This is a genomic window from Anoxybacillus sp. TBDG-1 (assembly GCF_054815885.1).
In genome coordinates this window covers 86044-96523 of sequence record NZ_JBTZSY010000003.1, presented here as the reverse complement: position 1 = coordinate 96523, position 10480 = coordinate 86044, and the positions used below count along the sequence as shown (strand labels likewise).

9 protein-coding genes are annotated in these 10480 nt (G+C 41.8%); all 9 read right to left on the bottom strand.

Annotated features, from left to right (window positions below):
- Positions 1 to 63: 63 nt before the first annotated feature.
- Positions 64 to 1137: a BMP family lipoprotein gene (locus ACYQY7_RS02045; protein ID WP_461200484.1), complete on the bottom strand. Its 1074-nt coding sequence runs from the start codon at positions 1135 to 1137 to the stop codon at positions 64 to 66.
- A gap of 104 nt (positions 1138 to 1241) precedes the next feature.
- Positions 1242 to 1967: a GntR family transcriptional regulator gene (locus tag ACYQY7_RS02040; protein WP_461200483.1), complete on the bottom strand. Its 726-nt coding sequence runs from the start codon at positions 1965 to 1967 to the stop codon at positions 1242 to 1244.
- Positions 1968 to 2169: 202 nt separating this feature from the next.
- A complete protein-coding gene (locus tag ACYQY7_RS02035; RefSeq protein WP_461200482.1) occupies positions 2170 to 4410 on the bottom strand; it encodes a DNA translocase FtsK in 2241 nt (746 codons plus the stop codon).
- A 64-nt stretch (positions 4411 to 4474) separates the two neighbouring features.
- On the bottom strand, positions 4475 to 4699 hold the full coding sequence (locus ACYQY7_RS02030; RefSeq protein ID WP_461200481.1) for a YlzJ-like family protein: 225 nt from the start codon (positions 4697 to 4699) through the stop codon (positions 4475 to 4477).
- On the bottom strand, positions 4696 to 5409 hold the full coding sequence (locus ACYQY7_RS02025; protein WP_461200480.1) for a ClpP family protease: 714 nt from the start codon (positions 5407 to 5409) through the stop codon (positions 4696 to 4698). Before ACYQY7_RS02025 ends, ACYQY7_RS02030 begins: the two co-directional genes overlap by 4 nt.
- 111 nt (positions 5410 to 5520) lie before the next feature.
- Positions 5521 to 7182 carry a ribonuclease J gene (locus ACYQY7_RS02020; protein ID WP_461200479.1) on the bottom strand — a complete coding sequence of 554 codons (1662 nt, stop codon included), beginning with the start codon at positions 7180 to 7182 and terminating at the stop codon, positions 5521 to 5523.
- 103 nt (positions 7183 to 7285) lie between these two features.
- A complete protein-coding gene (gene dapA, locus ACYQY7_RS02015; RefSeq protein WP_461200478.1) occupies positions 7286 to 8155 on the bottom strand; it encodes a 4-hydroxy-tetrahydrodipicolinate synthase in 870 nt (289 codons plus the stop codon).
- 12 nt (positions 8156 to 8167) lie between these two features.
- Complete coding sequence (gene dapG / locus ACYQY7_RS02010; RefSeq protein ID WP_461200477.1) at positions 8168 to 9397, bottom strand: aspartate kinase; 1230 nt, start codon at positions 9395 to 9397, stop codon at positions 8168 to 8170.
- A gap of 22 nt (positions 9398 to 9419) precedes the next feature.
- Positions 9420 to 10469 (bottom strand): aspartate-semialdehyde dehydrogenase, encoded by a 1050-nt coding sequence (asd, locus tag ACYQY7_RS02005; RefSeq protein WP_461200476.1) that lies wholly within the window; start codon positions 10467 to 10469, stop codon positions 9420 to 9422.
- Positions 10470 to 10480 lie beyond the last annotated feature (11 nt).

Below are 10480 nucleotides of genomic sequence, written 5' to 3'. Positions count from 1 at the left end.
ATGTTGCAACTTTTCATTTAGTGATTCTCCGAAGAGCTTCCCCTTCGGAGAACAGTCATTTTCTTATTTCAATTCTTCACGAGTTGTAGGTACTTTTACTTCACCGTTAATAATTTTTTGCTTCCATTCGTCTACTTTTTTCAACACGTCTTCAGGAACGTTGTTTTTCGATGTTGGCGCAATACCTACACCATCTTCTTGTAAGCCATACTCTACTACTTGACCGCCAGGGAAGTTACCGTTTTTCGTTTTTGTCGCTAAATCATATACAGCAACGTCAACACGTTTCACCATAGATGTTAACGTTACGCTTTTATCTGTTCCTGGTACTTTTCCTTCTTCGTATTGGTCGCGGTCAACACCGATCACCCAAATTTCTTTGTTCGGATCTTGTTTTTTCAAGTCAATCGCTTCAGAAAATACACCGTTTCCTGTTCCACCAGAAGCATGGTAAATGATATCAATACCAGAAGCGTACATGCTTGATGCGATCGCTTTTCCTTTATCCGCTTTGTCAAACGCACCGGCATATTGCACTTCAACTGTTGCATTTGGATTTACAGCTTTCACACCTGCGATAAAACCGCTTTCGAATTTTTCGATTAACGGCATTTCTACTCCGCCAACGAAACCGATTTTATTTGTTTTTGTCATTAACCCAGCAACAACACCGACAAGGAATGAGCCTTCATGCTCTTTAAATGTAATGCTTGCTACGTTTGGTTTTTCCACAACGCTATCAACAATCGCGAATTTGTTATCAGGCTTTTGATCTGCAATTTCTGTAATAGCATCTGTCATTAAAAAGCCGATTCCGTAAATTAAATCAAAATCGTTACGTACAAGTTTATTTAAGTTTGTTGCATAATCAGCATCGCCTTTTGACTGTAAGTAGTCATAGCCACCTTTTCCTTTTTTCAAGCCGTTTTCTTCACCAAATCTTTGCAAACCTTCCCATGCAGATTGGTTGAACGACTTATCGTCAATTCCACCTACGTCTGTAACCATTGCTACGCTAAACTCAGACGCTTTTCCTTCTTCTTTTTTCGGCTCTTCTTTTGCTTGTCCGCAACCGCCAAGAAGCATGCCGGCAGTTAATAATAGAGACATCGTCAATCCAAAACGCTTTTTATTCATGAATCATTACCCCCTAAGTTTTAAAATATAGTTTAGTGAAAAAAGTATAAAATAACCTTCTCCCTCCAATGTCACCTCCTTAATAGGATAAGCGCTTTTATAAGTTACACACGTTTCCGTAAAACGTGGAAGCTAAACTTATCTGATTTGAAATAGTCGATCGAGTATAAAATAGGTTCGTCATTTTCATCAAAATGCATTTGTTTTAAAACTAAAAGTGCTGTTTCTGGCTCACATTCTAAAATCGGTGACACTTTTTCATGATAGCCGAGCGGTTCAATGTGGGTAACAGCATACGCGATATATCGATTCGCTTCATTATGTAATATTTCTAATAACGACTCATTTTCATAAGCAATTCCTTTAGGTAAATATTTACACGGTATTTTATCAATGCAGTAAACGACCGGCTCGTTATTCGCTGTGCGCACCCGCTCAACAACAAGTAAATCTTCCTCTTTATGACATTGAAAGCGCTTTACATCATCTTCAGTCGGTTTCTGAATGGAAGAAGATAAAAAAATCGTTCCTGGTTTACGTCCAGCTTGGCGAATCATCTCCGTCACACTACTTAGTTGTTCAATACCTGATGTAAACATCGGTCGGGAACTCACAAACGTCCCAACACCGTGGCGGCGGATGATGACGTTTTCTTCTTCTAATACCCGCAATGCTTCACGCAACGTCGCTCGGCTAACTCCTAATTGTTTTGCTAATTCAAACTCAGAAGGAAGCTTTTCTTTCTCCTTATATACCCCTTGCTCAATATCTTTTTTAATCCGATCAATGACTTGTAAATATAAGTGTCGATGATCCGTTTTAACAGACATTCACCATCCCCCACCTTAGATATCAGACATCTGATGTTAGACAAATTTCCTACTAATAATATAACATTTTTTCACGTATAAATAAATAGTGAATAAAAAAAATGTCGAAAAAAGTCGTACGAAATGATATGTAAGCGATTGTAATAATATATCATTATTATGTCCCATTTATACAAAAAAGAGGCTTATTTTTCAGCCTCTTTTACGACGTTTTTGCTTCATCATTTGACGATACGAGCACAGCGCGTGGTTTACTTCCTTCATAAGGCCCGACGATGCCACGCGCTTCCATCGCATCAATTAAACGTGCAGCTCGGTTATAACCGATGCGAAATCGTCGTTGCAACATCGAAACAGATGCACTTTGCATGTCAATGACGAGCTGGACCGCTTCATCAAACAACTCATCATCGAACGCTTCTTGCGGTTCATCATCTTGCGCCATCATCGTTTCTTCGTATTGTGCTTTTTGTTGTGAAATGACATATTGCACGATGTTTTCTACTTCTTGATCGGACACAAAAGCACCTTGCACGCGAACAGGCTTGGAAGCACCAACAGGTAAAAAGAGCATGTCACCACGTCCAAGTAACTTTTCGGCCCCTCCCATGTCTAAAATCGTTCGGGAGTCGGTTTGTGATGATACGCTAAATGCGATGCGAGACGGGATGTTTGCTTTAATGACGCCTGTAATGACATCAACAGATGGACGCTGCGTGGCAATAATTAAATGAATGCCCGCCGCACGTGCCATTTGAGCAAGACGGGTAATGGAATCTTCTACATCACTTGAGGCAACCATCATTAAATCAGCGAGCTCATCAACAATAACAACTATATACGGCAACAGTGGCTGCTTCGTTTCCGCTGTTTCATTATGTCGCTCGATATATTCGTTATATCCTTCAATATTGCGCGTGCCAGTATGCGAAAATAATTCATAGCGTCGCTCCATTTCGCTTACTACTTTTTTTAATGCTTGGGACGCTTTTTTCGGATCGGTTACGACCGGAGAAAGCAAATGCGGAATACCATTATATACGCTTAACTCAACCATTTTCGGGTCAATCATCATCATTTTTACTTCATGTGGTTTCGTACGCATCAGTAAACTAACGATAATGGCATTAATACATACACTTTTTCCGCTTCCTGTCGCACCTGCAACAAGTAAATGTGGCATTTTATTCAGTTCAGCAAGCACCGCTTGTCCGGAGATGTCACGGCCAAGTCCTATTAACAGCTTCGCCTCTTTCTTATCTGCTTCTTTCGCCTCTAACACTTCACGTAAACAAACCATTGCAATTTCCTCATTTGGCACTTCAATGCCGATCGCTGATTTTCCTGGAATCGGTGCTTCAATGCGAATATCTTTTGCTGCTAAGGCAAGCGCTAAATCATCGCTTAAACTAACAATTTTACTTACTTTCACACCGACATCTGGATATACTTCATATCTTGTGACGGCTGGTCCAATATGCACTTTTGTTACTTTTGCCTTTACACCGAAGCTTTGAAACGTTTTTTCAAGTTTGCGAGCATTTTCATAAATACTTTCTTTTTCTTGCGATTGATCAACGGTTCTTGATGGAGAAAGCAAGTCAATAGGTGGCAACGCATAATCTGTTTCATTTGTTTGCATAAATGCGATCGGCTTTTCTTCTTCCACTCCTTCATTGAAGTTAGAAATGACAGGACCTTCCACGACGATCATTTCGTCTTCCTCTTCCTCTTTTTCTTTTTCCTCCAGCGCCGTCACCACTTCAATATGTGGCTGCTGTTGTTTTTCTTTTTTCGGACGATTCAAAAACGAACGAACATCAGCGATGACAGCTGCTGTTTGCGTCCGCATAAACGAAAGGAACCACTCTATTCCTTTTCCTGCTGTATCACGCAACGTTTTACCTGTGAGAAGCAACACGCCAATGACCAGCAACAATGAAGCAATCCATTTTGTTCCTAATTGATCAAATAAATAGTAGCTTATCGTATACAGTAAAGCGCCAAGCATCCCACCGCCTAAATCAGAAAAAGAGCCACTTTCTCCACGCACATCTGCCCAAAATAATTCCCACGTTGTTTGAATAATGCTTGGATTTACTAATTTCCCATTGCGCGATAAAATGTGAAATAACGTTTCGTGACTAAATAACAATAATGAAAAAATAATTAAATACAATCCAATCAACACGCGTTGAAAAAACTGTGGCCACGCTCGTTTCCAAATGACATATAGCGACGTCACAAGCGCCCCTAATAACGCAACGATATACCACTCGCCCATAAAAAAGCGGGTAGCAAAAACGAGCGAACGCCCGACGGCTCCGACATTCGCCATCGCAATGACCGTACATGCTAACATCGTTAAACCGATTAACTCGAAGCGTAACGTTTTTTTCCATTGATCTTGTTTGTTTGCGCGACGCTTACTTTTCTTTCCCATTTCGCCCACTCCAACATGTAAGATGAAAAAGCAGCCAACAGAGAAGCGTGGCTGCTTGTTCTTATTATACCATAAATTGTAGTGATGTCGCATGAAGTTTTGTGCCCGGTTCATACGTCAAATAATGTTTCGGATCGCTGCTTAATACACGCACAATTTCATACTCATTCGTTTCGGTTTGTTGTACAAGTAACGTCACTCCGTTATGTTGAACGGTGCGGTGTTTTCTATACTCCGTTTCGTTCGTTTGAAAAACTAAAAACTCTGGAACGATTGTATGTAAAATCATTGTAACATTGCCCCTTGTTGGTTGGAATGATCAATTAATTCGCCCAATTTGCGCATCGCCTGTGAAAGACCTCCGACTTCATCAATTAAACCGTATTTCACGGCATCTGTTCCTACCACATTCGTTCCGATATCACGCGTTAAATTGCCTTTAGAAAACATAAGTTCTTTAAATTTTTCTTCACTAATGTTTGAATGTTTCACAACAAAATTGACGACGCGCTCTTGCATTTTATCTAAGTACTCAAACGTTTGCGGCACGCCGATAACAAGACCTGTGAGGCGAATCGGGTGAATCGTCATCGTTGCCGTTTCTGCGATAAACGAATAGTCGCACGATACCGCAATTGGCACTCCGATCGAATGTCCTCCGCCGAGCACAATAGAAACAGTCGGCTTGGACATCGATGCTAACATTTCTGCAATGGCTAGCCCCGCCTCAACATCTCCCCCAACTGTATTCAATACGACAAGCAATCCTTCAATATTAGGGTTTTGCTCGATTGCTACAATTTGTGGAATAATATGTTCGTACTTTGTCGTTTTATTTTGCGGTGGTAGTTGAATGTGTCCTTCAATTTGTCCAACGATCGTTAAACAATGGATCGTTGAATCAGAAGAAAGTTGCGGAACATTCGTTTGACCGAGCTGAACAATATTTTCTGCTGGAGACGGCTTCGTTTCCTCTTGAGATATATCTCGTTCTTCCATAACAATCCCCTTTCTGTTGCGTGATGTCGTTAGTATACGTGAACATCGACATGTTCATACAAAAAACACCTGCGTATCGCAGGTGTTTTTCTTGACTTTGAGCATGTTGTTTTATACTTCCATAATAATTGGTAAAATCATCGGTTTTCGTTTTGTTTTTTCAAATAAATATTGGCTAAGTGCATCACGAATGTTTGTTTTTAATGAAGACCATTCAATGACGTAATCTTCCATACTCTTTTCTACAATCTCTTTCACAATTTTTACGGACTCCCCAAACAGCGTTTCCGATTCGCGCACATATACGAAACCGCGTGAAATGATTTCCGGACCAGCAACAATGCGCTTATCTTGCTTACTTAACGTCACAACAACGATCATTATTCCATCTTGTGAAAGCAGGCGACGATCGCGCAACACAATATTTCCTACATCGCCAATGCCCAATCCGTCAATTAAAATTTGACCACTCGGCACTTTGCCACCGAAACGGGCGTGACCATTACGAAATTCAATTACTTCTCCTTTTTCAATCAAAAAGATCGCATCTTGACGAATGCCTACAGCTTGGGCGATTTTTCCATGCGCTTTTTGCATACGAAATTCTCCGTGTACCGGGATAAAGTATTTTGGTTTCATAAAATTTAACATTAGCTTTAATTCTTCCTGATATCCGTGACCAGACACATGAACTTGGCGTTGTCCGTATACGACATTTGCTCCTGCACGATATAATGCATCAATCGTTCGAGCAATAAATAGTTCATGACCTGGCATTGGAGAAGAAGCGACGATGACCGTGTCCCCTTCTTTAATGTTGATATATTTATGCGCTTGTTTCGCCATGCGCGCTAGTGCCGCCATCGGTTCTCCTTGATTGCCTGTCGTTAAAATGACTAAATCACGATCATTGTAGCGATCCACTTCGCTCATTGGAATGATCATATGTTCATCAAATCTCAAATACCCTAGACGCACGGCAATATCAATCACTTTATGCATGTGACGGCTCATAATGACGACTTTCCTTCTATGATCACGTGCAGCATTTAACACTTGTTGAATGCGTGTAATGTTTGATGCAAAGCAAGCAACAATAATGCGTCCGTGCGCGTTGTAAATGACATCGGAAATTTCTTGACCAACGACAGCTTCTGATCCGGTATATCCCGGCTTTTCTGCATTCGTGCTATCGGATAATAAGCAGAGCACACCTTTCTCCCCGATTTTTGCCATTTTACCAAAATCGGTACGGCATATACCAACAGGTGTTTGATCAAATTTAAAATCGCTCGTATATACTATGGCACCTTGCGATGTTTGAATACTTACCCCTAGACAATCTGGAATGCTATGATTCGTTTGGAAAAATGATACGACAGCTTTGTCAAATACAATTTCACTATCTGCGTTTATTTCGATACGTTTTGCTTTCGTTGTAATTCCTTGTTCCTTTAACTTTTCTTCCATCAACGCAAGCGTTAATTTCGCCCCGTACACAGGTACAGTCATTTTTCTTAACACATACGCAATAGCGCCAATATGATCGTCATGACCGTGCGTTAAGAAAATGCCACGAATACGCTCTTGTTGCTCAGCTAAGTACGAAATATCAGGAATGACCATATCAATACCGAACATTTCGTCCTCTGGAAACATAAGACCTGCATCAAGGACGAAAATGTCTTCGTCGACCTCGACGACATACATATTTTTTCCTACCTCTCCAACGCCGCCGAGGGCAAACACACGAATTTTCTCTGCTTGTTTCATCTTAAAATCCTCCTACAGTCAACCAAACTCACCCGCTCAAAGTCACTTACATCCATTATAACTGATTCAACAATAAAAAAGAAAGGGATGAATTCCCTTTCTTTTAACCTTGTAACACATGCATCAGTTGCAAACGTTCTGATTCAGTAAGTGGCACAAGTGGAAGTCGAACAGAACCAACATCTAATCCCTTCAACTGTAAAGCCGTTTTTACTGGCACAGGGCTTGGCGCAGCAAATAATGCTTTCATGATCGGTAGTAGCTGTTGATGCATCGTTGCCGCTTTTTTATTGTCTCCACGCATGAAAGCTTCCATCATTTCTTTCATTTCATTGCCGATAATATGGGAGGCAACGGAAACAACGCCCTTTCCGCCAATGGCTAACACCGGGAGCGTCAAGCCATCATCTCCGCTATACAACATGAAATCATCGCGCGTTTTTGCGATAATTTCCGTCATCGCATCTAAATTGCCGCTTGCATCTTTGACGGCTACAATGTTCGGAATTTCGGAAAGACGAACGATCGTTTCAACGGAAATATTGACGACCGCCCGACCCGGAATGTTATACACCATAACGGGCAACGATGTGTTTTCAGCAATCGCTTTATAATGTTGGTAAATTCCTTCTTGATTTGGCTTATTGTAATAAGGTGCGACGACCATAACAGCATCGACACCGATTTCTTCTGCCTTTTTCGTTAGTTCAATCGATGCACGCGTATTGTTGCTTCCTGTTCCTGCAATGACAGGTACGCGCCCGTTAACAACTTCGACAACATGGCGAAAAAGTGCCAATTTTTCTTCTGTCGTTAACGTCGGCGATTCCCCTGTTGTTCCAGCAACAACAAGTGAATCCGTACCGTTTTCAATTAAATAGTTAATTAATTGCGTTGTTTTCGCAAAATCAATGTTCCCTTTATTGTCAAATGGGGTGACCATCGCTGTGGCAATTTGACCAAATTGAACCACAATTTTTCACTCCTAACTAAAATCATATTGTTTCTGTTCGGCAAGTTGAAATGCATCGTGTAATGCATTCACCGCTTCTTTTAAATGCTCTTCCTTCACCAATACCCAAATGGTCGTATGGCTATCGGCTGATTGTAAAATTTGAATGCCGCGTTCAGATAATGCGGTGACAATTTTCGCTGTCACACCTGGAACACCAGCAATGCCTGCCCCAACAGTCGATACTTTCGCGCAACCACGTGTGACTGTTGGCTCATAACCAAGCTTTTGCAACGTCGCAATAGCTCGATCTGCCACATCGCTTGATACGGTATATACGACCCCGTTCGGTGAAATGTTAATAAAGTCCACACTAATTCCTTCGTTCGCCATTGCTTTAAATACTTCTGCTTGTAAATCGTAATGTCCCTCTTTCGCTGGCACTTTAATTTGCGTAATGTTTGAAACGTGGGCAATTCCTGTCACTAGCCGCTCTTTCACATCGCTTCCTTTTTTCCCAATCGAAGTGACAAGCGTCCCTGGGGCATCAGAATACGTCGAGCGAATACGAAGCGGCACTTTCGCTTGCATTGCAATTTCGACCGCACGTGGATGAATGACTTTCGCCCCTTGATATGCCATATTGCAAATTTCTGTATATGTCACAACATCAAGTGGTCGTGCATTTTCTACGATGCGTGGATCTGCTGTCATCACACCTTCGACGTCGGTAAAAATGTCAATCCATTCCGCCCCAAGTGCAGCGCCGAGTGCGGCTGCTGACGTGTCGCTCCCACCGCGTCCAATCGTTGTCACATCTCCGTTTTCAGCAGCACCTTGAAAACCTGCGACAACGACAACATCATGCTCTTTTAGTGCACGCAACAACCGTTCACAACGCATATCGATAATTTTCGCATTCGTATGATCGTTGTTTGTACGAAAGCCTGCTTGCGCTCCGGTAAAGGCTGTCGCTTTGACACCATGTTTGTTTAACATGTTTGAAAAAACGACGCTTGAAATAATTTCCCCACACGCCATCAATAAATCTTTTTCACGGTTTGTCACATATGCATTCGCTCCGTCAATGAGGCTAAGAAGGGTATCCGTTGCATACGGATCCCCTTTTCGTCCCATCGCTGAAACGACGACAACGGCTTTATAACCGTCTTGCAACGCTTTTTCAATATGTTTGCGCGCTAAATTTCGGCCGTGTTCATCACGAACAGACGTACCGCCAAACTTTTGAACGATAATTTTCAACGTCAACACCTCGATGCTGATTTTACGCTTTCACAAGCCCTAATTTTAAAAGACTTTCAGCAATTTGAACAGAGTTCCATGCCGCTCCTTTTAACAAGTTATCAGAAACGATCCATAAATGGAACCCTGTATCGCGATGTAAATCTTTGCGAATGCGACCGACGAATACGTCATTTTGCCCTGTTGCAAACAACGGCATCGGATATAGCTGTTCGCTCGGATCGTCTTGCAACACGACGCCAGGCGCTTCTTTTAATAACGACTTCAACTGCTCGACCGTCACGCCTTCTTGCTCAATTTCAATATATACAGATTCGGAATGCCCTGTCATGACCGGAATGCGTACGCACGTTGCTGCTACTTCCAATTCAGGCATATGCATAATTTTTTTCGTCTCGTTAATCATTTTCATTTCTTCAAATGTAAACCCGTTATCTTGAAATTTATCAATTTGTGGAATGGCGTTAAATGCAATCGGATAATGTTTGCGATCCGATTTCACCGGTAAAATTTCTGGTGTCACTTCTTCTCCGTTTAACATATGCGCGGTTTGCGTTTTTAACTCTTCAACTGCTTGCGCTCCCGCTCCTGACACCGCTTGATATGTCGAGACGATGACACGCTTTAGTCCGAACGCTTGACGAATCGGTTCAAGGGCAACGACCATTTGAATCGTTGAGCAGTTTGGATTAGCAATAATTCCATTATGCCAATGTACATCTGTTTCATTCACTTCAGGAACGACAAGCGGAACGTTTTCATCCATACGAAACGCGCTCGTATTATCAACAACAATCGCTCCACGTTTCACCGCTTCAGGAGCAAGTTGCTTCGATACCGCTCCTCCTGCACTAAATAATGCAATATGCACTCCTTCAAAGCTTTCTGGCTTTGCTGCTTGCACTTCAATTTCTTCACCTTTAAACATGACTTTTTTTCCAGCTGAACGCTCTGATGAAAGTAAAGATAATTTAGCAATGGGGAAGTTTCTTTTTTCTAACGTTTGAATCATTTGCTGTCCGACAGCTCCTGTCGCGCCAACGACGGCGACATGTAATCCTTTTTGCTCCATCTCTTCTTCTC